The 25,660-nt window shown below is 60.5% G+C and carries 21 protein-coding genes; 10 read left to right on the top strand and 11 right to left on the bottom strand.

All coding sequences use genetic code 11. The features are described 5' to 3' along the window. Positions 1-190: 190 nt before the first annotated feature. Both KGA83_RS16070 and KGA83_RS16065 read right to left on the bottom strand, forming a co-directional pair. Entirely contained in the window at positions 191-481 is a 291-nt protein-coding gene (locus KGA83_RS16070) for a hypothetical protein (RefSeq protein ID WP_108216156.1), read from the bottom strand. Between the two features lie 333 nt (positions 482-814). Continuing rightward, positions 815-1,858 (bottom strand): S8 family peptidase, encoded by a 1,044-nt coding sequence (locus KGA83_RS16065; RefSeq protein WP_108216482.1) that lies wholly within the window; start codon positions 1,856-1,858, stop codon positions 815-817. A gap of 269 nt (positions 1,859-2,127) precedes the next feature. Here KGA83_RS16065 and KGA83_RS16060 point away from each other — a divergent pair, with 269 nt between their 5' ends. The 3 genes from KGA83_RS16060 (at position 2,128) to KGA83_RS16050 (ending at position 6,146) form a co-directional block, all read left to right on the top strand. Continuing rightward, a complete protein-coding gene (locus KGA83_RS16060; RefSeq protein ID WP_108216155.1) occupies positions 2,128-4,062 on the top strand; it encodes an ATP-dependent DNA helicase RecQ in 1,935 nt (644 codons plus the stop codon). Between the two features lie 245 nt (positions 4,063-4,307). Beyond that, complete coding sequence (locus tag KGA83_RS16055) at positions 4,308-5,534, top strand: 3-hydroxyacyl-CoA dehydrogenase (protein ID WP_223530161.1); 1,227 nt, start codon at positions 4,308-4,310, stop codon at positions 5,532-5,534. 177 nt (positions 5,535-5,711) lie between these two features. After that, a complete protein-coding gene (locus KGA83_RS16050) occupies positions 5,712-6,146 on the top strand; it encodes an acyl-CoA thioesterase (RefSeq protein ID WP_223530159.1) in 435 nt (144 codons plus the stop codon). A gap of 69 nt (positions 6,147-6,215) precedes the next feature. Here KGA83_RS16050 and KGA83_RS16045 read toward each other — a convergent pair whose 3' ends face one another. The 5 genes from KGA83_RS16045 to yrfG all read right to left on the bottom strand — a co-directional run bounded on the left by KGA83_RS16045 (position 6,216) and on the right by yrfG (position 11,979). Next, positions 6,216-6,704, bottom strand: coding sequence for a glycine zipper domain-containing protein (locus KGA83_RS16045; RefSeq protein ID WP_108216151.1), 489 nt, complete (start codon positions 6,702-6,704; stop codon positions 6,216-6,218). A 354-nt stretch (positions 6,705-7,058) separates the two neighbouring features. Beyond that, on the bottom strand, positions 7,059-9,407 hold the full coding sequence (locus KGA83_RS16040) for an FdhF/YdeP family oxidoreductase (RefSeq protein ID WP_223530158.1): 2,349 nt from the start codon (positions 9,405-9,407) through the stop codon (positions 7,059-7,061). Then, complete coding sequence (gene fdhD / locus KGA83_RS16035) at positions 9,404-10,243, bottom strand: formate dehydrogenase accessory sulfurtransferase FdhD (RefSeq protein WP_108216149.1); 840 nt, start codon at positions 10,241-10,243, stop codon at positions 9,404-9,406. Before fdhD ends, KGA83_RS16040 begins: the two co-directional genes overlap by 4 nt. A 92-nt stretch (positions 10,244-10,335) precedes the next feature. Further along, positions 10,336-11,223 (bottom strand): LysR family transcriptional regulator, encoded by an 888-nt coding sequence (locus KGA83_RS16030; protein WP_108216148.1) that lies wholly within the window; start codon positions 11,221-11,223, stop codon positions 10,336-10,338. Between the two features lie 93 nt (positions 11,224-11,316). Further along, positions 11,317-11,979 carry a GMP/IMP nucleotidase gene (gene yrfG / locus KGA83_RS16025; RefSeq protein WP_223530156.1) on the bottom strand — a complete coding sequence of 221 codons (663 nt, stop codon included), beginning with the start codon at positions 11,977-11,979 and terminating at the stop codon, positions 11,317-11,319. 88 nt (positions 11,980-12,067) lie between these two features. On the opposite strand from yrfG, the gene nudE reads away from it, so the two are divergent. Together nudE and cysQ are read left to right on the top strand one after the other, a co-directional pair. Next, entirely contained in the window at positions 12,068-12,634 is a 567-nt protein-coding gene (gene nudE / locus KGA83_RS16020; RefSeq protein WP_108216146.1) for an ADP compounds hydrolase NudE, read from the top strand. Continuing rightward, on the top strand, positions 12,631-13,458 hold the full coding sequence (gene cysQ, locus KGA83_RS16015) for a 3'(2'),5'-bisphosphate nucleotidase CysQ (RefSeq protein ID WP_115948286.1): 828 nt from the start codon (positions 12,631-12,633) through the stop codon (positions 13,456-13,458). Before nudE ends, cysQ begins: the two co-directional genes overlap by 4 nt. Before the next feature lie 66 nt (positions 13,459-13,524). Here the strand turns inward: cysQ and KGA83_RS16010 are convergent, their stop codons facing one another. From KGA83_RS16010 to rfbC, 4 genes are all read right to left on the bottom strand, one after another. Next, the gene (locus tag KGA83_RS16010) at positions 13,525-13,980 is read right to left on the bottom strand and encodes a YiiD C-terminal domain-containing protein (RefSeq protein WP_108216144.1); all 456 of its coding nucleotides are present in this window, start codon (positions 13,978-13,980) and stop codon (positions 13,525-13,527) included. 41 nt (positions 13,981-14,021) lie between these two features. Continuing rightward, a complete protein-coding gene (locus KGA83_RS16005) occupies positions 14,022-15,416 on the bottom strand; it encodes a sigma-54-dependent transcriptional regulator (RefSeq protein WP_108216143.1) in 1,395 nt (464 codons plus the stop codon). Then, the gene (locus KGA83_RS16000; protein ID WP_115948304.1) at positions 15,413-17,221 is read right to left on the bottom strand and encodes an ATP-binding protein; all 1,809 of its coding nucleotides are present in this window, start codon (positions 17,219-17,221) and stop codon (positions 15,413-15,415) included. The genes KGA83_RS16005 and KGA83_RS16000 overlap by 4 nt, the downstream gene beginning before the upstream one ends. 93 nt (positions 17,222-17,314) lie before the next feature. Then, positions 17,315-17,860 (bottom strand): dTDP-4-dehydrorhamnose 3,5-epimerase, encoded by a 546-nt coding sequence (rfbC, locus tag KGA83_RS15995; RefSeq protein WP_108216142.1) that lies wholly within the window; start codon positions 17,858-17,860, stop codon positions 17,315-17,317. A 190-nt stretch (positions 17,861-18,050) separates the two neighbouring features. On the opposite strand from rfbC, the gene KGA83_RS15990 reads away from it, so the two are divergent. The 5 genes from KGA83_RS15990 to KGA83_RS15970 all read left to right on the top strand — a co-directional run bounded on the left by KGA83_RS15990 (position 18,051) and on the right by KGA83_RS15970 (position 25,352). Then, positions 18,051-20,963, top strand: a complete 2,913-nt coding sequence (locus KGA83_RS15990) for an aminotransferase (protein WP_223530155.1) — start codon at positions 18,051-18,053, stop codon at positions 20,961-20,963. A gap of 274 nt (positions 20,964-21,237) precedes the next feature. Further along, positions 21,238-22,344, top strand: a complete 1,107-nt coding sequence (aguA, locus tag KGA83_RS15985; protein WP_108216140.1) for an agmatine deiminase — start codon at positions 21,238-21,240, stop codon at positions 22,342-22,344. A 242-nt stretch (positions 22,345-22,586) separates the two neighbouring features. Next, the gene (locus tag KGA83_RS15980; protein WP_108216139.1) at positions 22,587-22,799 is read left to right on the top strand and encodes a hypothetical protein; all 213 of its coding nucleotides are present in this window, start codon (positions 22,587-22,589) and stop codon (positions 22,797-22,799) included. 334 nt (positions 22,800-23,133) lie between these two features. Next, positions 23,134-23,805, top strand: a complete 672-nt coding sequence (locus tag KGA83_RS15975; RefSeq protein ID WP_223530154.1) for a DsbA family protein — start codon at positions 23,134-23,136, stop codon at positions 23,803-23,805. 260 nt (positions 23,806-24,065) lie between these two features. Then, positions 24,066-25,352 carry an OprD family porin gene (locus KGA83_RS15970; RefSeq protein WP_223530153.1) on the top strand — a complete coding sequence of 429 codons (1,287 nt, stop codon included), beginning with the start codon at positions 24,066-24,068 and terminating at the stop codon, positions 25,350-25,352. The last annotated feature ends 308 nt before the right edge of the window (positions 25,353-25,660 follow it).

Raw genomic sequence — 25,660 nt, 5'->3', positions numbered from 1 at the left:
GGATAAAGGTGGGGGCGGGAACTTCATTCGTTACGTGGTGTAATTAGTGCTGTAGAACTCCCGGCTCGCCCGAAGGCGTCCCGCACACAGCCGCCATGGCAATGCACTGCGAGGACATAAATGTCCGCAGTACACCGCGTTATCGTTCATCGCTGGCAAGCCAGCTCCTACAGGGGATTGTGGTGGTGCTTCAGCCGGTGAGTTTCGGCAAGCGTTGCCGGGCGATGTCGAGCATGTCGTTGCCGTCCTGGGTCAGCAGGTACAGGGCGCTGACGATCTTGGGGATGTCGCTCGCTTCGGCATGATTGAAACACGTGCAATAAAGGGTTTCGAGCAGGTCGCTGGCGGCGCGGATGCGTTGTCGGGCGGCATCGAGGATCTCGATGGGGTCGGCCTCGGTATCGATGACCAGCACCGGGGTTTCGCTGTAGCGGGTCTTGAGTGGGTGGTAGCGGGCTGTCAGTGAGTCGGGGGTTTTCATTGAGTGGGTCCTGTGCGAAATCGGCAAGTGTTCCCGGCAGGCCGAGACACTGTTTTCAGCCGCGCTGGAAACTATAGGAGGGTATGGCGTTGGGGGACAAGACGGCTGAGATCGACAGGCGTTGTAAGGATTTTGTCATTTTTTAAGGAAAGGGACTACACGTTGGTGGTGGGTTTTCAACGTGAAATGGCGAGGGGTAAAAACGCTTACGGCGTTTTCAGCCGCTTCGCAGCAAATCTCGGTAGAGGGGGCCTCGGACTATGTCGGGTATTTCGAGTTTTGCGGTGGGAGTGTTGGCCTCTTCGCGAGCAGGCTCACTCCCACATTTGATCTTCAGCGTCGCGACGCCGCATCAAGGTCGAGCAATCCTCGGCCGTAGGCTTCACTGTTGGCGTAGAGACCGGTCCGGTTTGCGGTTTCAAGCAAGTGGTTGCGCACTTGCTGTGCACTCATTTCGGGGTACAGGCTCTGGACTGCCGCCATCGCGCCACTGACCAATGCGGCGGCGGGGGACGTACCGGCAGTCTGGACGTATTTGCCGTCCTTGCCAGTGGTCAGCAATCCCTGGTCTGCGCCTGAGTCACCACCAGGAACGGCGATGCACCAGGCCGCTGCGACACCACAATAATTGGATTTGCCATTGATGGCACTGCCATCGTTTTTCAATGCAACCACGGCGATCCAGCCCTTTTCCAACTCAGGGATGGCAAGGGGTAAACCCGGCTCTGCAAGAGGCTCTCGTTTGAGTTCATTACCGGTCGGAAACACGAATACCGCGCCTTGCTGAACCAGGTTTCGCGCGCTCGTCAGCGACTCGGGCATGACCTGTTTGTAACGTGCTTCGGTGATTTCCGTTGCTGGAATGGCATTGGCCCACGAGTTGTTGAATATGCGCGCACCGAGATCGAACCCGGCTTGCCAGGAGCGGGAAATTTCACTGTCGAAAAAGAAGGGTTCGTTGTCGTCACCGAAACGGTAGGGGATCAGTTGAGCGTTGAACGCAACGCCGTGCATACCCTGGTCGTCTTTGTTGGCGGCCAGAATGCCGGCCATTTGAGTGCCGTGGCCAACGCGATCATGGGTGCCGGGACGATTCTCGACATAGTCAAAGCCGGGGTCGCGGACCCGGCCTTGAAATTCTGGCAGTTCGGCGTTCAGGCCCGAGTCAATCAATGCGACGGGGACGCCTTGGCCGGTGCCGCCACGTGCGTACAGGTGTGATGCCTGGATGACCGCCAACCCCTTTTGGGCCTGATACTCAGCTGTTTCGAATATGTCTGGTTTGATTCCGGGCTTTTCGGGCGTGGTCAGACATCCACTGAGCAGCAGCGGCACTGGCAGCAACAGAGCAAATGGAAAAACAGTTCGTTGAAACATGGTCGGTCCTTCGGCAGGGGCCGCGCACATCAGGCCTCCTGTTGTCATGAAGACTTCGCGCAGCGTTACGGGTGTAGGGGGTGAACCATACCTGTGGGGGGAGACGGGGCGTCAGGTGGCAAAGTGCTCTGTGTGTTTCAATCTGTGGCGCCAGCAGGGCTGCGTTGAGGCTGTATCATCCCGTATCGTTTATGCCCCAACCTTTTCTCGATTCGCTGCGATCGCCGACTAGTCTTTTGGCTCTGCAGTGGTCAACGGAGTGACAGCTTATGCACAACACCCTGGAACAGGTTTTCGGTTATCCACAATTTCGACCCGGTCAGGAGGCGGCCGTCAGTGCCGTGCTGGACGGGCGTTCGGCGGCAGCGATTTTCCCCACCGGTTCCGGCAAATCCCTTTGCTACCAATTGCCAGCGCTGTTGCTGCCGCACCTGACGCTGGTGGTCTCGCCGTTGCTGGCGTTGATGCAGGATCAGCTGGCGTTCCTGCAACGCCACGGTATCTCGGCGGGCAGTATCGATTCGGCCCAGAGCCGCGACGACGCCAGCGACGTCATGGCCCGGGCCAAATCCGGCGAGCTGAAGATTTTGATGATCTCCGTGGAGCGCCTGAAGAACGAGCGCTTCCGGCACTTTCTGCAGCAGGTGCCGATCTCGCTACTGGTGGTGGACGAGGCGCATTGCATTTCCGAATGGGGTCATAACTTTCGCCCGGACTACCTCAAGCTTCCCGACTATCAACGCCAGTTCAACATCCCGCAGGTGCTGCTGCTGACCGCAACGGCGACGCCAAAGGTCATCGCCGACATGCAGGCGAAATTCGCCATCGCCGCCGCCGATGTGGTGACCACCGGTTTCTATCGCTCGAACCTGAATTTGCTGGTGGAGCCTGTTCGCGGAGCGGACAAGCGCAGGCGCCTGGTCGAATGGATGAGCCAGCGTCCGGACCAGCCGGGCATCGTCTATGTCACTTTGCAGAAAACCGCCGAGCACATAGCTGAACACCTGAACCGCAACGGCATTCAGGCCGAGGCTTATCACGCCGGTTTGCCCCATGAGCAACGGGAAGCGATCCAGCGTCGCTTCATGGGCGGGCAGTCCAATTGCATCGTCGCCACCATTGCCTTTGGCATGGGTATCGACAAGAGTGACATCCGCAACGTGGTGCATTTCGACCTGCCAAAATCCATCGAAAACTACAGCCAGGAAATCGGCCGCGCCGGGCGTGACGGGCAGCCGTCGGACTGCCTGGTGTTGGCCAACCGCGACAGCCTCAACGTGCTGGAGAATTTCGTCTACGGCGACACGCCCGAGCTGGATGGCATCCGTTGCGTGCTTGACGAAATGCATGTCGCAGCACCCGAAGGCCAGTGGGAGTTTCTGCTGGGACCGTTGGCCGATCAGAGCAATATTCGTCAGTTGCCGCTCAAGACCTTGCTGGTGCAACTCGAATTGCGCGGGTTGATCGCCCCGCGCTACGCGTACTACGCCGAGTACCGTTTCAAGTATTTGCTGGAGCCCGAGGCGCTATTGGCGCGTTTCGAAGGCGAGCGCAGGGATTTTGTCGCTGCGATCATCCAGACTTCCAGCCGCGCCAGGACCTGGGCCACGGTGAATTTCGAGGCGCTGTACGAGCAGCACAAGGCCGAGCGCAGTCGGGTGGTCAAGGCGCTGGATTACTTCCAGGAAAAGGGCTGGGTGGAGCTCGAAAGCAAGCAGATGACCGAAGTCTACAGCGTGCTGCAAAGCGGGTTCGACAACGTCGCGTTGAGCGAGGAGCTGCACGGCTATTTCACTCGGCATGAGCACACCGAAGTCGCGCGGATTCACGCGATGCTGGATCTGTTCGCCACCGACCGATGCCTGGGTTATCGCCTGGCCGAGTATTTCGGTGACCACAATGCACCGCAGAAATGCGGGCATTGTTCGGTGTGTCACGGGCAAGTGGCGCGGTTGCCCGCACCACCGGAGTTGCCGGCGCTTGTGGATAAAAATTTCGAGGCGCTGTGTGGCGATTTTATCCACAGGCACGAGCAGCACACGGGCAACGTGCCCTCGGCTGAACGCGTGACACGGTTTCTGTGCGGGATCAGCGTGCCATTGTTCACCAAGCTCAAGGCGCGGTCGATTCCCGGGTTTGCGGCGCTGGAAGATTATCCGTATGCCGGGGTGCGGGAGTGGGCCGAGCAACATCTGGCAGGCTGAAACACGGTCAATGTGGGAGCGACGGTGCGGCGATCCGACCTGCTCGCGATGACGCCGGCACATTCAACAGTGATGGCAACTGACACACCGCCTTCGCGAGCAGGCTCGCTCCCACAGGGATCGGCGGTGCCTTCGAGGCGACATCCATCCGCTGAATGTTGCTCATCACAGGAATAAATTTCAAAAAATCGCGGTGTCTGACTATGGTGATGGCTGTCTTCGGATCGCCAACAAGAGAACAAAACATGAGCCAGACACCGTTGAATATTCAGCGCGCCGCCGTCATCGGCGCGGGCACCATGGGCCGTGGCATTGTCATGTGCCTGGCCAACGCCGGAGTGGCCGTGCAGTGGCTCGACAATAACCCGCAGATGCTGGAGCAAGCGCTGGTCACCGTGGCGGACACCTATGCCCACAACGTGCGCCAGGGCCGCATTGACCAGAACGAAGCCGATGCCCGTGTGGCGCGCGTTACGGCGGCGGTTGGTTATACGGCCATCCGCGATGTCGACCTGGTCATCGAAGCGGTGTACGAAAACCTTGAGCTCAAGCAGAAAATTTTCCGCGAGCTCGATGGCCTGCTCAAACCTGAAGCGATTCTGGCGAGCAATACTTCGGCGCTGGACATCGACGCCATTGCTGCGGTTACAGGTCGCCCGCAGCAGGTCCTGGGCCTGCACTTTTTCAGTCCGGCGCACATCATGAAGCTGCTGGAAATCGTCCGTGGCGCGCAGACTGCACCGGCAGTTCTCGACGCAGCACTGGCGCTCGGCCAGCGCATGGGCAAGGTCAGTGTGGTGGCGGGTAATTGCGACGGCTTCATTGGCAACCGCATGCTCAATACCTACGTGCTCGAAGCGCGAAAAATGCTGCTGGAAGGCGCTTATCCCTACCAGGTGGACGCAGCGCTGCAAGGGTTCGGTTTCGCCATGGGGCCGTTCCGCATGTTCGACGTGGTGGGTGTCGACCTGCAGTGGCGCGCCCGGCAACTGTCCGGTGTCGGGCAGGACGCTCCAGAGGTTCAGGTGGATAACCGACTGTGCGAAATGGGGCGCTTTGGCCAGAAGAGTGGCAATGGCTATTACCACTATGAGCCGGGCAGTCGCCAGGCCGAACACGATCCACAGGTGGATGCGCTGGTGCTGGAAGTCAGCGAAGGGTTGGGGTTCCATCGCCGCGAAATCGGCCCGGAAGAAATTCTGGAGCGCTGCTTGCTGGCACTGGTCAATGAAGGTGCGAAGATTCTTCAGGAGGGCATTGCCGGGTCGGCTCACGACATCGATCTGGTCTACCTCAATGGTTACGGATTCCCGGCGGACAAGGGCGGGCCGATGGCCTGGGCGGATCAGCAGGGACTGGCGGACATTCACTGGCGCTTGATGGACCTTGAGACGCGTCAGGGCGATCACTGGCAACCGGCGCGGGTGATTGGTGAGCTGGCGGCGGCTGGCAAGGGCTTTGCTGACAAGTGATTGATGTTGCGCCTGTGAGGGCGCCTTCGCGAGCAGGCTCGCTCCCACATTGGATATCGGTCATACACAAAATCTGTGTTCACCGAAGATCAAATAATGTGGGAGCGAGCCTGCTCGCGAAGAACGATAACGCGGTTTCACCTTAGACTGCAGGACTCACTCCAGGAACTGACACTGATGTCCAACCCGGCAATCCAACGCACCGACTACCCGCACTTCCAACCCATCACCACCCGCTGGCACGACAATGACGTCTACGGACACGTCAACAACGTTACCTATTACAGCTTCTTCGATACGGCGGTGAACACCTACCTGATCGAAGTCGGCGGCCTGGATATCCAGGACGGTGAGGTAGTGGGGTTCGTGGTGAGCTCGGCCTGTGATTACTTTGCTTCCATTGCCTTCCCGGACCGCATCGAGATCGGTCTGCGGGTGGGCAAGCTGGGCAACAGTTCGGTGCAATACGAACTGGCGGTGTTCAAGCAAGGGGAAGACGAAGCCTGCGCGGCAGGGCGCTTCGTGCATGTGTTTGTCGATCGTGCGTCGAATCAACCCGTGGCGATTCCGGCAGGGTTGCGCGGAGCGCTGGAGTGTCTGGTGGTTCAGTAAGGCTAAAAAAAAAACCGCAGCCCTTGGGCTGCGATTCTTGATGTACTCACCAGCGAGGCGCTCGAGGCCTTAGTCGCGGTAATACCTGTGGTGGTGCTTGCGATGGCCATAGGCATGGCCGCGGCCCGGATGGTCGTCACGGTAGTAACGACGATCGTCATGGTCGCGATACGAACGATGACCGCCGTCTTCATCATCGTAATCTTTGCCCATGTGGTTACCCAGCGCGCCACCGGCACCGCCGCCTGCTGCGGCGCCGATCAGACTGCCGGTCGTGCCGCCCATGCTGCGGCCGACCACGTTACCGCCTGCTGCGCCCAACGCACCGCCAAGGGCTGCTTCGCCACGGCTGTGTTTGTTTGCGCCGACGGCGCTACCACCCGCGCCACCCAGGGCTGCGCCGATGGTGGAACCTGTACTGCCGCCTAACGACTGACCGACGACCGAGCCTAGAACCCCGCCCAATGCGCCGCCTACACCGGCTTCGGTGGTGCCGCCAGCAGACGCGATACCGCTGACCAGGCCAAGGGACAACAAGAGAATGGAGGAGAACTTCATGGAGGAACCTCAAGGGGATGACGGCGCGATCCTGAGGCTCTGGAATGGGCGTGACAATCGAAATCCGACGAATAACACGACCTGTATACAATATTGCAAGTTACTGTTTTTCGGGCGGAACTTAACGTTTTTTTGCCGGTCTTTTACTACTTGGCAAAGGCCGTTTTCGTGAGAGAACGGCCTTTTTTGTGGGCGAAAGGAAAGTGCAGGGTCCGGAGTTTTTGGTGATTGGTCTGGCCCCATCGCGAGCAAGCTCGCTCCCACAGGGATTTCAGTCGAACGCAGATTGTGTGAACAACAGAAAAAAACTGTGGGAGCGAGCCTGCTCGCGATGGGGCCAGTCAAGACAACACATTACGCAGACCTGGCCATGATCAACCCGGTCTCACTCGCCGCTTTCAACTGGATCGCCACAAACTTCGATGTTGGCGTATGGCTGCCATCGCCGGTGCTTTCCAGCGGCACCAACGGGTTCACTTCCGGATAGTAGGCCGCCGCTTGCCCGGCCGGGATATCAAACGCCAGCAGCGTGAAGCCTTTTACCCGACGTTCAACACCATCGTCCCAAAGCGAAACGATGTCCGCCTTCTGCCCCGGCTTGAAGCCCAGGCGGATGATGTCGGCTTCGTTGACGAACAACACGTCGCGCTGTCCCTTCACGCCGCGATAACGGTCGTTGAGACCATAGATCGTGGTGTTGTACTGATCGTGGGAACGCATCGATTGCATGATCAGATCCGGCAGCACTCCGGTGGCGCGGGTGCGTTCGTGCACCAGATCCCCGGGCAGGATGTTTGGCTTGAAATTGGCCCGGCCCGACGCAGTGTTCCACTTGCGCGCACCGGCACTGCTGCCCAGGTAGAAACCGCCCGGATCCTTGACCTTCTCGTTGAAGCCCTTGAAGCCTGGAATGGTCTCGGCAATCAGGTCACGGATGCGACGGTAATCGGCCACCAGCCAGTTCCAGTCCACCGGGTGGCTACCCAGGGTAGCGGCGGCGATGCCGGCCAGGATCGCCGGCTCCGAACGCATCTGGTTCGACAGCGGCTGCAGTTGACCATTGGAGGCGTGGACCATGCTGAACGAATCTTCCACCGTCACCGCTTGCGGGCCTTCGGTCTGGATATCGATGTCGGTGCGGCCCAGGCACGGCAGGATCAGCGCGTCCTTGCCGTGGATCAAATGGCTGCGGTTGAGCTTGGTGCTGATCTGCACGGTCAGGTCGCAGTTCTGCAGAGCCTGGAACGTGCGTGGGCTGTCCGGCGTGGCTTGGGCGAAATTGCCGCCCAGACCGATAAAGACTTTCGCCCGGCCTTCAGCCATCGCATGAATCGCCTCGACCACGTTGTGGCCGTTGTGGCGCGGCACCTTGAACTTGAAGCGACGCTCCAAGGCATCGAGGAAGGCCACTGGCGGACACTCGTTGATGCCCATGGTGCGGTCGCCCTGCACGTTGCTGTGACCGCGCACCGGACATAGACCGGCACCGGGCCGGCCGACGTTGCCGCGCAGCAGCATCAGGTTGGCGATTTCCTGGATGGTCGCCACCGAATGCCGGTGCTGGGTGATGCCCATGGCCCAGCACATGATGACGTTCTTGCCCTTGGCGTACAGGCGCGCCACTTGTTCGATCTCTATCAGCGTCAGGCCCGACTGCTCGACGATTTGCTCCCACGGGGTGTCGTCGATGACCGCCAGGTACTCCAGCACATTGACGCAGTGTTCATTGAGGAAGTCGTGGTCGAACACTGCCGGGGCGCCGGTTTTCTGCGCATCGCGCTCCCACAGCAGGAGGAATTTCGCCATACCGCGCATGATCGCCATGTCGCCGCCCAGGGCCGGGCGGAAGAATGCGGTGTTGGTTGGCTTGTCGCCGTTGGTGAGCATTTCGATCGCATGCTGCGGGTGCTGAAAACGTTCCAGGCCACGCTCCTTGAGCGGGTTGATGCACACCACCTGAGCGCCGCGCTTCACCGCTTCGCGCAACGGCTCGAGCATCCGCGGGTGGTTGGTGCCAGGGTTCTGGCCCCAGACGAAAATCGCGTCGGCGTGTTCGAAGTCGTCGAAGGTCACAGTGCCTTTGCCGACACCGACGCTTTGCGACATCGCGACACCGCTGGCCTCGTGACACATGTTCGAGCAATCAGGGAAGTTGTTGGTGCCATAGGCGCGCACGAACAGCTGATAGAGAAAAGCCGCTTCGTTGCTGGCCCGACCCGAGGTGTAGAACTCGGCCTGATCCGGGCTCGACAAGCCGTTCAGGTGTTTGGCGATCAGCGCGAACGCGTCGTCCCAGCTGATCGGCTTGTAGCGGTCGGTTTCGGCGTCGTAGCTCATCGGCTCGGTCAGGCGCCCCTGATATTCGAGCCAGTAGTCGCTTTGCTCCAGCAGCGCGGTGACGCTGTGTTTGGCGAAGAACTTTGCGTCGACCCGGCGTTTTGTCGCCTCCCAGTTCACCGCTTTGGCACCGTTCTCGCAGAACATCACCATGCCGCCTTCCTTGGAATCACCCCAGGCACAACCGGGGCAGTCGAAGCCGCCGTTCTTGTTGGTCTTGAGCATCATGCGCAGGTTTTTCAGCGCGTTGTCACTGGTCAACCAGGCCTGGGCGACGCTGATCAGTGCGCCCCAACCACCGGCCGGGCCTTTGTAGGGCTTGTAGCGAGGGACAGGTGTCTGGTCGGCTTGACGGTGTTGACTCACGCTTGTTTCTCCAACGTTGGGCTGTAGACCCGCGGTGCATTCTTCTGTGGCAGATGGATGAGGTTGAGGTTGTGGCGACGGGCCCATTGCACGGCAAGGCCCGTGGGCGACGACAGGCTGACCAGGGTCTGGATGCCGGCGCGCAAGACTTTCTGGATCAATTCGAGGCTGCAGCGGCTGGTGACGATCGCCAGCCCGCCAGCGGTCGGGATCTTTTGACGGATCAATCCGCCGATCAGTTTGTCGAGGGCGTTGTGCCGACCGATGTCTTCGCGACCCAGCAGCAACTCGCCCTGATCATTCATGAACACCGCGGCATGTACCGCACCACTGTGCTGGCCAAGGGGCTGGAACGCGCCGATGCGCTGGCGCAGGCCGTCGAGCCATTCGGCAGGCGGCAAGGGTGCGCCAGGCAACACCTGAAGCTCGGGCAGTGCCTGCTCCACTGCTTCCACACCGCACAGCCCGCAACCGCTGGTGCCGGCCAGTTGCCGACGCTGCTGCTTGAGGTTCCAGAAGGCGCGGTTGGCGATGGTCACTTGCGCGTATTGCGCCGAGCCAGAGCCGGTCAGTTGCAGGTCATAAATATCAGTGGCGTCCTCGATGATCCCGCTGCCCAGGCTGAAACCGACAATGAAGTCTTCGAGGTCCGTGGGTGTCACCAGCATGACGGCCTGGCTGATGCCGTTGTAGGCAATCGCCAACGCGACTTCCTCGGCCAGCGCGGTGCTGGTCGATTCCGTGTCTGCAAGGTTGCTGTAACTGTATGTCTGGCTGGCGGCGGGCGCGGGCGTTTCGAGGGCAGGCGCCGCGCAGACTGGGCGCTTGGTGTTCATGGCATCACCGACGGTTTGATCAGCTTTAAGACTAGGCGTGACAACTTGTCACGTCTAATCGTTAGTACTGATGTACCGATAGATACTGTCGATCAAGCACTGGGCAACGATTGTCGATAAATCGCGAAACAGGCCTCCGCCAAGGCCGAGCGTGGCGCGCTGCGACGCATGATCAGCCCCAGCCGGCCCACGGTCTGGGCGTTTTCGATCGGTTGCAGGCGCAGATGATCGGTCAGCTCTTCCAGACCTCCGTCCAACGGCATCACGGCGCAGCACAAGCCACCGTGCACAGTTTGTAAAAGTTGATGCACGGCATCCGTTTGCAACAGCGGCTGTGGGGTGAGGCCGCGGCTGTGGAAGTTGTGGTCGATGGATTGGCGAAAATGCATGCCGCTGGAGAGCATGCCCAGTGGCAGTTCGATCAATGATTCCCAGCTCAGCGGCGCCTCGCCAAAGCTGAAAAAGCGTTGGTCGTAGAGCAGCCCCATGCGGGTTTCGCTGAAGGCCAGAGAGTCGAAATGTTCGGTGTCCAGGCGCTCCAGGTAGGAAACACCGAGGTCCAGGCGATTGTTCGCCAGTTGTTCGAGTATTTGCTCCGAACTCAGCGCTGAAAGCTCGAAGCGCAGGTTCGGATGCTCGGCATGCAGGCGTTGCAACAGCGGCAGCGGATCGAAACTCGACAGCGGCACCACGCCCAGACGCAACGTACCGACCAGATTGCCGCGACAGGCGGCCGCCTCGGCGTACAAGCCGTCGTACGCCGCCAGCACCGTGCGTGCCCACGCCAGCACTCGCTCGCCCGGCGCCGTAAAACCTTCGAAGCGCTGACCGCGATTGACCAGCGGCAGGTCGAGTTCTTCTTCGAGGTTGCGCAGGCGCATCGACAGTGTCGGTTGAGTAATGTGGCAGCGCGCGGCGGCCTGACCGAAATGGCGGGTTTCGTCGAGCGCGATGAGGAATTTCAGCTGCTTGATGTCCATCTTCGCTCCTGGGCGCGGGAAGGGGCCGATTCTATCGCAAGCGGGGTCATTGGTCGGGCTGGATTCCCGAGTAATGCGAGGCCCGTAGGTCAATCAATGCCCCGCAATCAAATCCCGATAATCCCCCACCGCCGCAAACTCCGCCGTATCCTTCGGCCCCTTGCGGCTGTCCGGCTCACGCACGGCCAGCAAATGCGCCACGCCAAAGTCCCGTGCACTGCGCAGGATTGGCAAGGTGTCGTCGATGAACAGGCTGCGCGCCGGATCGAAATCGATGTCGGCTTGCAACGCATCCCAGAACTGCGGGTTTTCCTTGGGGAAGCCGTAGTCATGGGAGCTGATCAAGCGCTCGAAGTACGGCGCCAGCTCGACTTTTTCCAGCTTCAACGACAGCGCATCCCGATGGGCATTGGTGATCAGCACCACGCGCTTGCCGGCCCGTTTGATCGCCGCCAGAAAGGTGTCGGCATCCGGGCGCAGGGCGATCAGGTGCGCGGTTTCCAGTTTCAGGTCGCGCACCGACAGCTTCAGTTCGGCGCTCCAGAAATCCAGGCAGTACCACTGCAACTGGCCGGCATTGCGCTCGAACAACGGCTGCAATTCCATCTCGGCCATGGCCCGGCTGACCCCGTGCAGTTCGGCGTAACGCTGGGGCAGGTGCTCCATCCAGAAGTGGTTGTCGAAATGCAGGTCCAGCAGCGTGCCGTCCATGTCCAGCAGAACGGTATCGATGTCGGACCAGGGTAATGAAGGCATGGCAACGTCTCGGGCAGTAGAAAGATTTCTGGCGTAAACAATCGGGAAAGCCGCGTTATAGTAGCGCGTTCACGCCAAGGAGCTTTGCATGCGCCAGAAACCCACCATACTCGCCCGCGAAATTGTCGCCACCAGTCGATTATTCTGCGTGGAAGAGCTGAAGTTGCGCTTTTCCAACGGCGTGGAACGCACCTATGAACGCCTGGTCGGCAAGGGTGCCGGGTACGGCGCGGTGATGATCGTGGCGATGCTCGATGCCGAGCATGCGGTACTGGTCGAGGAGTATTGCGGCGGTACCGATGAATATGAAATGTCGTTGCCCAAGGGTTTGATCGAGCCGGGTGAAGACGTGCTGGCGGCGGCCGAGCGTGAGCTCAAGGAAGAGGCCGGTTTCGGTGCGCGGCAACTGGAGCACCTGACCGAGCTGTCGCTGTCCCCCGGTTACATGAGCCAGAAAATTCAGGTGGTGCTGGCCACCGACCTCTACGAAGAGCGTCTGGAAGGCGACGAGCCCGAGCCGATGCGGGTGGACAAGATCAATCTGCGTGAACTCTCGGCGCTGGCGCAAAACCCGCAATTTACTGAAGGCCGTGCCTTGGCGGCGCTGTACCTGGCCCGAGACCTGTTGACTCAGCGCGGAGCGTTCCAGCCATGAGTTTTCCGCATCCGTTGATGGCACCGGTCATCGAGCTGGCCTTGCAGGCCGGTGAGGCGATCCTGCCGTTCTGGCGCACGGGCACGGCCGTCACGGCGAAGGCTGATGATTCGCCGGTGACCGCTGCTGACCTGGCCGCACACCATCTGATTCTGGCCGGGCTGACGAAACTGGACCCAAGCATTCCGGTGCTCTCCGAAGAGGACGCCAACATCCCTCAAAGCGTGCGGGCCGGATGGCAGCGCTGGTGGCTGGTTGATCCGCTGGATGGCACCAAGGAGTTCATCAGCGGCAGCGAAGAGTTCACCGTCAACATCGCCCTGATCGAAAACGGTCGGGTGGTGTTCGGCGTGGTGTCGATGCCGACCAACGGGCGTTTTTATGTCGGTGGCGCCGGCCTCGGTGCCTGGCGCGGCGATAAAGGTGGCACGCCGGTGGCGATCAAGGTGCGTGATGCAATAGCGCCAGGCGAGTCGTTCACCGTGGTGGCCAGCCGTCGTCATTCGAGCCCGGAGCAGGAGCGATTGCTGGCCGGGTTGAGCGCCAGTCTTGGCGAGCTGCAACTGGCCAATATCGGCAGCTCGCTGAAGTTTTGCCTGCTGGCAGAAGGGGCGGCGGATTGCTATCCACGCCTGGCACCGACTTCGCAGTGGGACACGGCGGCAGCGCAAGGCGTGCTGGAAGGCGCGGGTGGTGAGGTGCTGGAGTTGAGCGGTGAGCCGTTCAGCTATCCGGCGCGGGAGTCGTTGTTGAACGCATTCTTTCTGGCGTTGCCGGCGAAGGCGGCTTGGCGGCAGAAGTTGCTGGAACTGGCCCGCTCCTGAGGCTGCCTCCGACTTTGTGGTGAGGGGGCAAGCCCCCTCGCCACAGATTTTTGTGCCTGATCCGACTCAGCGGTGCAGCACGTACTGCCCGATAAACCTCACCGCATCCTCATCACGGCCTTCATTGACGACCCGCGTATGCAGCGTCAATCGCGCTCGGCTGTATCGCTGGAAGGTAGTCAGGAATTTCTTCCAGATCACCGGATCCGGCGCCTGGCAAATGGCGTTGGCATCGCCCGTCACTGGCAGCGGATAGCTGATCTGCCCTTCCTGAATCACGATGTGCCCGTCGGTAATGCCTTCTTCCTTGAGGCGCAAATGCAGCCAGCCCCAACCGGCCAGCACCGCGCCGCAATACAGGCTGCCGCCGAACATGGTGCTCTTGTGATTGACGTTGGCTTCCAGCGGCAAGTGCAGGCGCAGTTGCTGGTCATGCCAGTCGAGCACTTTGAGGCCCATGTCCCGGGTGAGGGGAATGTCGTGATGGAGGACTGATTCCAGTTGTCGACTGTCGCGGCTCATTCAGGGGGCCTCTTGCTTGAAGTGGATGATTGGACGGTAGCTCAGTCGAGGTCGTCAGGATGGGCCGAGGCGCCACTGTCGGCAAAACTCAGACCATGTTTACGCAGTTTGTCGTGCAGGGTCTTGCGCGGAATGCCGAGGGCTTCGGCGACGCTGCGCACGGAGCTGTGCGAGCGTGCCAGTTCGGCGGCGATGAGGGTTTTTTCGAAGTTCTCCACTTGCTCGCTCAAACCGCCGCTGACGACTTCGACCCTGTTGCCAGCACCGCCTTGCGGCGTGTTGTTGTCGAGGGCCAGTTCCAGCCCGAGGGCAAAACGCTCGGCCGCATTTTGCAGCTCGCGCACGTTGCCTGGCCAGGTGTGGCGCAGCAGCAAGGCACGTTGTCCCGGTTGCAGCTCATGGGGCGGCAAGCCGTGGCGAGCACTGGCTTCATCGGCGAAATGCTGGAACAGCATCAGCGCATCTTCGCCCCGTTCGCGCAATGGTGGAATCCGCAATGGCGCGACATTCAGGCGGTAATACAAGTCGGCACGAAAACGTCCTTGATCCGCCGCCTGGCGCAGGTCTTCCTTGGTGGCGGCGATGATGCGGATGTCCAGCGGGATCAGTTGATTGCCGCCCAGGCGTTCGACTACCCGTTCTTGCAGCAAGCGCAGCAATTTGACCTGTACGTCCAGGCTCATGCTTTCGATTTCATCGAGGAACAGCGTGCCGCCATTGGCGAATTCGAACTTGCCGATGCGACGCTTTTGCGCGCCAGTGAAGGCGCCGGGCTCGTGGCCGAACAGCTCGCTTTCGACCACTGATTCGGCCAGGGCACCGGCGTTGATCGCCACGAACGGACCGTTGCGACGGCTTGATAAATCGTGCAGCGCCCGGGCCACGACTTCTTTGCCAGCGCCGGTTTCGCCGAGGATCAGTACATCGGCCTTGGTCGCCGCCAGGGCACCGATCTGCTCGCGCAGGCGCAGCATCGAAGGTGAGTGGCCAACCAGGCGGGCGCTCAGCTCATTGCGGTCGCTCAAGGCCAACCGCAGGCTGCGGTTGTCCAGCACCAGCCGACGCAGGGCCAGCGCTCGGCGCACACTGTCGAGCAGGGCGTCGCTGGCGAAGGGCTTTTCCAGAAAGTCATACGCCCCGGCACGCATGGCCTGCACGGCCAGCGGCACATCGCCGTGGCCGGTGATCAGCAGCACCGGTAGCTCAGGGTCCTGGGCATGCAATTCGGTCAGCAGTTCCAGACCGTCCATGCCGGGCATGCGGATGTCACTGACCACCACCCCCGGCCAGTCGCGCTCCAGTTGCGCGGCCAGGCCCTTGGCTTCGGCCAGCGGCAGGATTTTCAGGCCCGCCAGATCCAGCGTCTGGCTCAGGGCCTGGCGCAAGTGGGGATCGTCGTCGATCAACACGACCTGAATGCGGTTGTCGATGGTCATGCACTTCGGTCCTCGGACGGTTGCAGGCTCACGCCCGGTGCGCCTGCGCGCAGCTTCAGGGTAATCAGGGCGCCGCCCTCCTTGTGATTGGCGAACGACAGTTCACCGCCGAAGGCGCGCATCAGGGTTTCGCAAATCGCCAGCCCCAGACCGAGGCCCTGGGTTCGGGTCTTGGTGGTGTAGAACGGCTCGCTGGCGCGCCCAAGGGCTTCCATGCAAAAGCCGGGGCCGTTGTCGCGAATGTACAGGTTGACGCCATCGGCCGTGGATTGGGCACTTAGCCAGAGTTTACGTGGCGGACCTTTTTCCGTCAGGGCATCCAGGGCGTTGGCCAGCAGATTGCCAAGCACCTGGCGCAGGCGGGTTTCCCCGGCCTCGACCCACAGGGTGGCGGCGGGCAAGTCACGGATCAGCTCGACTTCCATGCTGCGTCGACGCTTGGCCAACAAGGCCAGGGCATCGTCCAGCGCCGGTTGCAGGGCGACGCTTTCCGGGGCATGCCGGTCGCGTCGGGCAAAGGCGCGCAAGTGGGCGATGATCGAGGCCATGCGACCGGTCAATTCGCTGATCAGCTTGAGGTTGCCGCGGGCATCGTCGGTGCGCTGGTGATCGAGCAGCACTTCGGCGTTTTCCGCGTAGCTGCGAATCGCTGCCAGCGGCTGATTGAGTTCGTGGCTGATGCTCGCCGACATGGTGCCCAGTGCCGACAATTTGCCGGCCTGCACCAGATCATCCTGGGCGCGTACCAGCTCCTGCTGAGCCTGTTCGCGCTCCAGCACTTCCTGTTTCAGGCGCCGGTTCAGGCCTTCGAGATCGCTGGTGCGCTCGGCGACCCGACCTTCCAGCTCGCGCCGGGCCTTGGCTTCGAAAGCAATGCGTTCGAGGTAATGGCGGCGGCGCTGCATCATCAGGCCGAGCAGCAACATCAACACCAGCAACGTTGCACCACCGATGGCCACCACCGTGCGCACCGGGCGGTCGATCAAGGTGCGCGGGGCCAGGATGCTGACGTCCCAGCCGGTTTCGGCGATCTGCTGGGTCTGGGTCAGCCAGGCATTGGGATTGAGTTTCAGCGGTTTTGGCTCGCGGGTTGGATAGGGTTGAATCGCGGTGATGGCTTTGCCTTCTTCCTCGTTCAACGGGCGGGTCGAGCGGAATCGCCACTCCGGTCGCGAGGTGAGAATGACCACGCCGTTGTGGTCGGTCAGCAGCAGTTGTTCCGGGGTTTTTCCCCAGAGGCTTTCGGTGTGGTCGAGGTCGACCTTGACCACCAGCACGCCGACGATTTTTTCGCCATCACGCACGCCGGCGGCGAAGAAGTAGCCGCGCTTGGCGGAGGTGGTGCCCAGGCCGAAAAAGCGCCCGAGCCGCCCGGCCATGGCTTCGCTGAAATACGGACGGAAGGAAAAATTGCGCCCGACGAAACTGTCGTGCTTGTCCCAGTTGGAGGCGGCCAGGGTCTTGCCGTTGGCGTCCATCAGGTACATGACTTCGGCGCCGGTCTGGGTGGCGATGTTTTTCAGCAGGCGGTTGGCGTTGCCTTGGGTGACGCCATCGTCCGGTGCGCCAAGAACGGCACGCAAGGCCGGCAGGTCGCCGAGGATCTGCGGCAGCACTTCATAGCGATGCAGGGTACCCAGCAGGTTGGCGACGTAGAGGTCGAGGGTCTGACGATTCTGACTGGCCAGCTCGCTGCGGTAGTAACGCTCGGCGAGATGCTGCAGCGGCCACAGCAACGGCGCCAGGCACAGTGCCAGCAGGGCCAGGCTGCGCCAACGGGGTCTGGGAGGGAGAGTCGGTTTCATGAGCAGCATGCGCCTGTGGGTACAGGCGCATTATGCCTAGGCTTGCCCGCCTTGGGTCAGGTGCATCTTGATAGGCGAGCTTCAGCCGGCCTTTCAGGCAAAAACGTCGGCGTCCTTGAAAAATACGCCGGCCTGATCTTTCGCCGACAGCTGCGGCGTGCCCTGCAGTTGCCAGTCGATGGCCAGGTCCGGGTCGTTCCAGCGAATGCTGCGCTCGGCGGAGGGCGTGTAGTAGTCGGTGGTTTTGTAAAGGAACTCGGCAAACTCGCTCAATACGACGAACCCGTGGGCGAAACCTTCCGGGACCCAGAGCTGACGATGATTGTCGGCAGACAGGCGCACAGCAACCCACTTACCGAAGTGCGGTGAGCTGCGACGGATGTCTACGGCCACGTCCAGCACTTCACCGACCGTGACGCGAACCAGTTTTCCCTGGGTATTTTCCAGTTGGTAGTGCAGACCGCGCAGCACGCCCTTCTGCGAACGGGAGTGATTGTCTTGAACGAATTCAGTGTCCAGTCCGGTGGCCTCTTTGAAGGCCCGGGCGTTGAAACTCTCATAGAAGAAACCACGTTCGTCGCCAAAGACCTTGGGTTCAAGGATCAGAACACCGGGCAGGTCGGTGGTCACTACATTCATGGTGGCTCTCCAGCAGTGTGCGTTGAATGGCCGCCATTCTTGCGCAAAGCGCCGACCGGGGCGAGTGCTCAAGTAAAAATCTACCGGCCTGTTCCAGCCCCTGCAAATGACCATTACCGGTTCCAGGGGGTTGCGTATCGCCCGAACCAGTGGCGATATAGGCGCCTAATAAAATTTCAGGGGTCGTTGTATGCCGCTCGCCACGTTGATTCATCGCGCCAGTTTGCCCAGCCCGCAGGTGTCTGCGGAGCAAGCGCTAGAGGTGCTGGAAGAACATTACGGGTTCAGCGGCAGGTTGCAGGCCCTTGGCAGCCAGCAAGACCTGAACTACCGCGTCGACAGCGAGCGGGGACGTTTCGTCCTGAAAATCTGCCGTGGCGACTACTCGGTACTGGAGCTTCAGGCACAACATGCCGGGCTCAGGCACTTGGGCGAGTACCCCGACGTGCATGTGCCGCGTGTTATCCCGGCGAAAAACGGTGCAGACCTGCTGTCGCTGGACGTGGGTGGCCAGGCCGTGCACGTTCGCCTGCTCGACTACATCGAAGGCCAGCCACTGACGAGCCTCGGTCATTTCAATCCGACGGTGGTGTCTGGCTTCGGTCGTCTGTGCGGTGAAATGGACCTGGCCCTGGCGGATTTCGACCATCCGGGTCTGGTGCGAACCCTGCAATGGGACGCCCGCCATGCTCACGCCCTGATCGCGCATTTGCTGCCGGTGATCAAGGATGAGGCCCAACGCAAACTGATCGTCGAAGCGTCTGCGCAAGCCGAACGGCATTTGCAGCCACTGCAAGACAGACTGCCGGTGCAGGCCATTCACATGGACATCACCGATGACAACGTGGTGTGGCAGCGCGATGCGCAGCGCCATTGGCAGCTGCAAGGCGTGATCGATTTCGGTGACCTGGTGCGCACCTGGCGCATTACCGATCTGTCGGTGACCTGCGCCGCGCTGCTGCATCATGGCGAGGGCGATCCGTTCTGTATTTTGCCGGCGGTACAGGCCTATCACGCGGTCAATCCATTGCAACACGAAGAACTGCTGGCGCTGTGGCCGCTGATCGTCGCCCGCGCGGCGGTGTTGGTGCTCAGCGGCGAACAGCAGGTCAGCATCGATCCGGGCAATGCCTACAGCCGCGACAACCTGGTCCATGAATGGGAGATCTTCCGTGTGGCCACGTCAGTGCCGTTGGCGTTGATGGAAGCGGCAATCCTCACGGCCGTCGGCCAGAACCTGCCCAGCATCGGCAGCGAAGGCTTCGCGCCGCTGTTGCCGAGCCTGGTGGGGCGTGAGTTCGCGCTGATCGACCTGGGCGTGCTCAGTCCGCATTTCGAGGCCGGGAACTGGGAGCAGGAAGGCGTCGATCAGCGCCTGCTGGATGAAGCCGCTGCGGCACATGGCCTGGCGGCCAGTCGCTACGGACAATACCGCCTGTCCCACACCCGCCCGGACAGCGCCACTGAACCTGACACTTGCCCGTTGCACGTCGAATTGCGCGTGCTCCAGGGCACAGCGGTCGAAGCACCGTTTGCCGGGGTGGTGCATCACCCGTCGGCGGGTGTGCTGCAACTGGACGGCCCGCAATTGAGTGTGCGGCTTTGGGGCGTCACGCCGTCGCTGCATAGCGGCGCGGCACTGGTCAAAGGCCAGGTACTGGGCTCGGTCAACGGGCCATTGATCGTACAACTTTGCCGTGGCGCGTCGATCAATGCGCCGTTGTTCTGTGCACCTTCGCGCGCAGCGGCGTGGCAAGCGTTGTGTCCATCGCCGGCAGCGTTGCTGGGGCTGGCCTGTGACGCCGAAGCCGAGCTCGACGGACCGACCTTGCTGGCCCGGCGCGACGCCAGTTTCGCCCGTACGCAAAAACATTATTACGTCGACCCGCCGCGCATCGAGCGCGGCTGGCGCAACCATCTGATTGACATGCAGGGTCGTTCCTACCTCGACATGCTCAACAACGTGGCGGTGCTGGGCCACGGCCATCCACGCATGGCCGCCGTCGCCAGCCGCCAGTGGTCGTTGCTCAACACCAACTCGCGCTTCAACTACGCGGCCGTGGCCGAGTTCTCCGAACGTTTGCTGAAGCTGTCCCCTGACGGTATGGACCGCGTGTTCCTGGTCAACAGCGGCAGCGAGGCCAACGACCTGGCGATTCGCCTGGCGTGGGCCTACAGCGGCGGCCGCGACATGCTCAGCGTGCTGGAGGCCTATCACGGCTGGACGGTCGGGGCCGACTCGGTGTCGACCTCGATCGCCGACAACCCCAAGGCCTTGAGCAGTCGCCCGGACTGGGTGCACCCGGTGACCGCGCCAAACACCTATCGCGGTGAATTCCGTGGCCCCGACAGCGCGCCGGATTATGTGCGCAGCGTCGAACACAACCTGGCGAAAATCGCCGAGCAGAATCGCCAACTGGCCGGTTTCATTTGCGAGCCAGTGTATGGCAATGCCGGCGGTATCTCGCTGCCACCGGGCTACCTGAAACAGGTTTATGCAATGGTGCGCGCCCAGGGCGGCGTGTGCATCGCCGACGAAGTACAGGTCGGCTACGGGCGCATGGGCGAGTTCTTCTGGGGCTTCGAAGAGCAAGGTGTGGTGCCGGACATCATCACCATGGCCAAGGGCATGGGCAACGGCCAGCCACTGGGCGCGGTCATCACCCGCCGGGAAATCGCCGAGGCGCTGGAGGCCGAGGGTTACTTCTTCTCGTCCGCCGGCGGCAGCCCGGTCAGTTGTCAGGTCGGCATGGCCGTGCTGGATGTGATGGAAGAAGAAAAACTCTGGGAGAACGCCCAGGTCGTTGGCGGGCACTTCAAGAAGCGCCTCGAAGCGTTGATCGATATTCATCCGTTAGTGGGCGCGGTGCATGGTTCCGGTTTCTACCTGGGCGTCGAACTGATCCGCAACCGCGAAACCCTGGAGCCGGCCACCGAAGAAACCACTGCACTGTGCGATCGCTTGCGTGAGCTGGGGATTTTCATGCAGCCGACCGGTGATTACCTGAACATTCTCAAGATCAAGCCGCCGATGGTCACTTCGCGCCAGAGCGTGGATTTCTTCGTGGACATGCTGTCGAAGGTGCTCGCAGAAGGGCTGTAAACACGCCCTTTGTGGGAGCGAGCCTGCTCGCGATAGCGGTCTTCCAGTCAAAAAAATGGTGACTGATATGGCCTCATCGCGAGCAGGCTCACTCCTACAGGGCAGCGTTGTGGTAGTTCGATTGATATCGGCTTTTTATCGATTGTTTTTGTAACTCTGGATGTAAGGCGCTTTAAAAGCCGATATTTATCGGATATAAAGTGGCCAGTCCACGGCGTGTACCAATGCGCTTCCATTTCTGTCAGGCATCAATGCCACTCCGGAGTCCTGAGCCATGACCACGTTGAACAGCACCCCTCGCGCCGACGGCTTCTACATGCCAGCCGAATGGGCACCCCAAACCCAGACCTGGATGATCTGGCCCGAGCGCCCGGACAACTGGCGCCTGGGTGGCAAACCGGCACAATCCGCGCATGTGGCAGTGGCCAAGGCCATCGCCCGTTTCGAACCGGTGACCGTGGCGGTTTCCGCCGGCCAGTACGAAAACGCCCGTGCCCGTCTGGACGTGCCGAATATTCGTGTGGTGGAAATGTCCAGCGACGACGCCTGGGTCCGCGACTCCGGTCCGACCTTCGTCATCAATGACAGTGGCGAAGTCCGTGGCGTGAACTGGGACTTCAACGCCTGGGGCGGCTTTGACGGCGGCTTGTATTCGCCGTGGAACCGCGACTCGCAGGTTGGTGGCAAGATCCTCGAGATCGAGCGCAGCCCGCGCTACCGCACTGAAGGCTTCGTGCTGGAAGGCGGCTCGATTCACGTCGACGGCGAAGGCACCCTGATCACCACCGAAGAATGCCTGCTCAACCGCAATCGCAACCCGCACATGAATCGCGCTGAAATCGAAGCGGTCCTGAGTGCGAACCTGGCTGTGGATAAAATCATCTGGCTACCGGATGGCTTGTTCAACGACGAAACCGACGGCCATGTGGATAACTTCTGCTGCTACGTGCGTCCAGGTGAAGTGCTGTTGGCCTGGACCGATGATCCACAGGACCCTAACTACCCGCGCTGCCAGGCGGCGATGAACGTGCTGCAAAGCAGCACCGATGCCAAGGGTCGCCCGTTCACGGTGCACAAAATGCCGATCCCGGGTCCGCTGTTTGCGACCGAGCAAGAGTGCGCCGGTGTCGATCCGGTCAATGGTACGCAGGAGCGTAACCCGACTGTTCGTCTGGCCGGTTCCTACGTGAACTTCCTGATCGTCAACGGCGGCATCATCGCGCCGAGCTTTGACGACCCGCAGGATGGCCCGGCGAAAGAGATCTTGCAGAACCTGTTCCCACAGCATGAAGTGGTGATGGTGCCTGGTCGCGAACTGTTACTGGGTGGCGGCAATATTCACTGCCTTACCCAGCAACAACCCGCACCACACAAGGAGTGAGTGCGGTCGTAACAGCTTGAGTTGATTGCGAAATTCCTCAAGCTGTCGATCAGCCACCAATGTTGCACGGAGCCCGCGGCCCTACAGGCCTGCGGGCTTTTTTGTATCCGCTTGGCCACACTTCAGAGACCTTGGCACAGCTCTTGTATCTCTGCTGTTGTACTCGGGGTGGGGAGGACTTCGATGTTCTGTCATAAACCTTGGATAAGTTAGCCGCTCACAAACCGGGAGAGAGCGCTGAAATGAACGCCGAAGTGAACATAGTGAGCGACAAGGCGTTGCATCCCCTGGCAGTAAATAGCGAATCGCTCCAGATCCTGGCGCACTGGTTCAAGTCCAATGGAATGCGTCAGATCAGCGAAACTGATCCGCGCCGGACAATGATCGAGCGTTACCCAGCTGGTTTATTCAGCGAGGCGGAACTGGATGCGTTGTGGGATGTAATGGAAGGATAAGAAGAACAACGGATTGAACAAAAAAAAGCGCTGCCGGGATGGCAGCGCTTTTTTTTGCGCGTGTTTTGTATGAACGACTGTAGGAGCTGGCTTGCCAGCGAAGGCCATCGGTCATGCACCATCAATGTTGAATGTGCAAACCTCTTCGCTGGCAAGCCAGCTCCTGCAAGTTTTGTAGTGTTCAGGTGACGGTCCCCCAGGCTACGCGGCGCCCGGCTCGTTCCTGCGGGAGCATTCGACCGATTCCTGAAACAGACTGAAAGCCGTTCCAGTGTTTTTCAGACATGAACTCAGGACTAATCTGCCGGCATCGATTTTTTGCCGGAGCCTTGCCATGATCCTCCACTACATCTACGACCCCTTGTGCGGTTGGTGCTACGGCGCCAAACCGCTGGTGCAGGCCGCCCAGGCTGTGCTGCCCGTGATTGCCCACGGCGGCGGCATGATGACGGGGGCCAATCGGCAAAAGGTTTCGCCACAACTGCGCAATTACGTGATGCCCCACGACCGGCGCATTGCCGAATACAGCGGGCAGCCGTTCGGTGAAGCCTATTTCGAAGGTTTGCTGCGTGATCACAGCGCCGTGTTCGACTCGGCGCCACCCATCACTGCGGTGCTGGCGGCCGAGCAAATGACCGGACGCGGGCTGGAGTTGTTGGGGCGTTTGCAAAGTGCTCACTACGCGGAGGGGCGTCGCATCGCCGACGAATCGGTACTGTTTGAACTGGCCCATGGCATGGGGCTGGACCGTCAGGCCTTCGAAAGCGCCTTCAGGGCGGCCGACACCGATGGACATATCAGGAAGAGCCGGGCTTTGTTGGCCAAGGTCTGCGGGCAAGGCTTTCCGACCCTGGCGCTTGAGCACAATGACCAATTCACCCTGATCGATATCGGGCCATGGCTGGGCAAACCCCAGGCATTTGCGCAGTGGCTGAGTCAGTCGCTGCCCGATCAGGACTCATCCAATTCCGTAGCAGTCTGTGGTCTCGAAGGCTGCGCTGATTGAATATTCCTGCCGCGTAAAGCAATTTTTTAGACGTTTTTTGCCTATTTAAAGACGATTCATGAAATTGACACATCATTGAGGGCGCAGCTACGATTCGACCCAACGCCTGTGGCCGACCGCCACGACTCAAAAAAAATAAAAGGCCCGCCGCGAGAAATCGTGGGTGGGCCTTTTTGTTTTCGCATTGAAATAAGAGCGCGATAGCGCCGTTTCGGCCGTTCGACACAGCGCGTATCAACCGTATTAAGGAAAAAAACAAAATGTTGAACAAGCGAATCAGCCTGATCGCTCTGGGGATGTTGAGTGCTACACAAGCCATGGCGAACGACCAGGCCGAATCCAAGGGTTTTGTTGAAGACAGCAGCCTCAAAGTGCTGCTGCGCAATGCTTACATGAACCGTGACTTCAAAGACGGCAACCCGGATAAATCCGAGTGGGGCCAGGCGGTCATCGGCACGTTCTCGTCCGGCTTCACCCAAGGCACCGTGGGTGTGGGTGTGGACGCTTTCGGGCTGTACGCACTGAACCTGGAACGCAGCGAAGACCGTAGCGGCGCGCAAGGCATCGACTTCTTCAAAAAGGGCGACAGCGGCCAGCCGGCTGACGACCTGTCCAAGGGCGGCGCAGCGATCAAGTTCCGCCTGTCCGGCACCACCCTGACCTACGGCGACCAGATGCCGACCCTGCCGGTGCTGAGCTACGACAACTCGCGCCTGCTGCCGGAAAGCTACACCGGCACCTTGATCACCTCCAAAGAGATCAAAGGCCTGCAACTGGACGCCGGGCGCTTCACCGCCGAATCGCGTAAAAGCGCTGAAGGCCGTGACAGCGGTGGCTTGAAGTCGATCAACGTATTGGGCGGTAGTTACCAGTTCACCGAGCAATTCAAGGCCGCGCTATATGCTTCCGACGTCGAAGACGTGCTGAAAAAACAATACGTGAACGCCAACTACGTGTTCCCGATCGACAAGGATCAGTCCCTGACCCTGGACTTCAACGGCTACCGCACCAAGCTGGAAGATTCCTACGTTCGCGAAAATGGTATCACCGGCGACGACAACAAAATCTGGAGCCTGGCGGCCACCTTCATCACCGGCCCGCACTCGTTCACCCTCGCGCATCAGCGCAGCACCGGCGACAGCAACCTGGGCTACGCCTACGGCGGCTACCAGAAAGACCAGGGTCGCGTCGGCGACGGTGGCAACACCATCTTCCTGGCTAACTCCTACTGGTCCGACTTCAACGCCGAAGACGAACGCAGCTGGCAGGTGGGCTACGGCCTGGACTTCAGCACCTTCGGTGCACCGGGCCTGAGCTACAACGTGGCCTACGTGCGCGGCGACAACATCACCACGTCCACCAGCGAAGGCGGCACCGAGCGCGAGATCTTCAACCAGATCAAATACGTCGTCCAAAGCGGACCGGCCAAAGACCTCAGCGTGAAACTGCGCAGCTCGGTCCTGCGCGTGTCGCAGAAGTCGAGCGAGTACAACGTCAGCGGCAACGAAGTGCGTGTGTTCGTGGATTACCCGATCGATATCTTTTGATGATCGGTTGCGGTGTCGAGGCCTGATGCAAGGCTGAGAATGAAGAAGCCCCGGTTGGTTCGGGGCTTTTTTGTGGCTCATTGTCCCGTCCTGAAACAGGTTTACACCTGTTTCAGGACGGGACAGCACACCAAAGTGGAATTATTCTGGCCGTTTAAATATAAAGCAGCTGGAATAATGGCAGCTAGCAGGTCTTCCTAAAGGAAATCAGCGTCACGAGAATGGTGTCTTTTTCAATGCCCCAATCGCCGCTCATTTTTTCCCTTAAGTGCTATTATTCTGGCAGTTATAGCGCCTTAATGAAGGAA

The organism is Pseudomonas sp. GL-R-19, from assembly GCF_019956375.1.
Taxonomy (GTDB): Bacteria; Pseudomonadota; Gammaproteobacteria; order Pseudomonadales; family Pseudomonadaceae; genus Aquipseudomonas.
Note: the sequence above shows the minus strand (reverse complement) of the source record. Positions and strands in the feature narration are given on the sequence as shown.

Bases quoted from the DNA above. Each gene is read 5' to 3' on its own strand.
- KGA83_RS16055 (WP_223530161.1), top strand. From the start codon at position 4,308: ATGAGCCAGACACCGTTGAATATTCAGCGCGCCGCCGTCATCGGCGCG.
- KGA83_RS16050 (WP_223530159.1), top strand. From the start codon at position 5,712: ATGTCCAACCCGGCAATCCAACGCACCGACTACCCGCACTTCCAACCC.
- KGA83_RS16010 (WP_108216144.1), bottom strand. From the start codon at position 13,980: ATGAGCCGCGACAGTCGACAACTGGAATCAGTCCTCCATCACGACATT.
- KGA83_RS16070 (WP_108216156.1), bottom strand. From the start codon at position 481: ATGAAAACCCCCGACTCACTGACAGCCCGCTACCACCCACTCAAGACC.
- KGA83_RS16030 (WP_108216148.1), bottom strand. From the start codon at position 11,223: ATGGACATCAAGCAGCTGAAATTCCTCATCGCGCTCGACGAAACCCGC.
- KGA83_RS15980 (WP_108216139.1), top strand. From the start codon at position 22,587: ATGAACGCCGAAGTGAACATAGTGAGCGACAAGGCGTTGCATCCCCTG.
- KGA83_RS15975 (WP_223530154.1), top strand. From the start codon at position 23,134: ATGATCCTCCACTACATCTACGACCCCTTGTGCGGTTGGTGCTACGGC.
- yrfG (WP_223530156.1), bottom strand. From the start codon at position 11,979: ATGCCTTCATTACCCTGGTCCGACATCGATACCGTTCTGCTGGACATG.
- cysQ (WP_115948286.1), top strand. From the start codon at position 12,631: ATGAGTTTTCCGCATCCGTTGATGGCACCGGTCATCGAGCTGGCCTTG.
- aguA (WP_108216140.1), top strand. From the start codon at position 21,238: ATGACCACGTTGAACAGCACCCCTCGCGCCGACGGCTTCTACATGCCA.
- fdhD (WP_108216149.1), bottom strand. From the start codon at position 10,243: ATGAACACCAAGCGCCCAGTCTGCGCGGCGCCTGCCCTCGAAACGCCC.
- KGA83_RS15990 (WP_223530155.1), top strand. From the start codon at position 18,051: ATGCCGCTCGCCACGTTGATTCATCGCGCCAGTTTGCCCAGCCCGCAG.
- nudE (WP_108216146.1), top strand. From the start codon at position 12,068: ATGCGCCAGAAACCCACCATACTCGCCCGCGAAATTGTCGCCACCAGT.
- KGA83_RS16065 (WP_108216482.1), bottom strand. From the start codon at position 1,858: ATGTTTCAACGAACTGTTTTTCCATTTGCTCTGTTGCTGCCAGTGCCG.
- KGA83_RS15970 (WP_223530153.1), top strand. From the start codon at position 24,066: ATGTTGAACAAGCGAATCAGCCTGATCGCTCTGGGGATGTTGAGTGCT.
- rfbC (WP_108216142.1), bottom strand. From the start codon at position 17,860: ATGAATGTAGTGACCACCGACCTGCCCGGTGTTCTGATCCTTGAACCC.
- KGA83_RS16000 (WP_115948304.1), bottom strand. From the start codon at position 17,221: ATGAAACCGACTCTCCCTCCCAGACCCCGTTGGCGCAGCCTGGCCCTG.
- KGA83_RS16060 (WP_108216155.1), top strand. From the start codon at position 2,128: ATGCACAACACCCTGGAACAGGTTTTCGGTTATCCACAATTTCGACCC.
- KGA83_RS16005 (WP_108216143.1), bottom strand. From the start codon at position 15,416: ATGACCATCGACAACCGCATTCAGGTCGTGTTGATCGACGACGATCCC.
- KGA83_RS16045 (WP_108216151.1), bottom strand. From the start codon at position 6,704: ATGAAGTTCTCCTCCATTCTCTTGTTGTCCCTTGGCCTGGTCAGCGGT.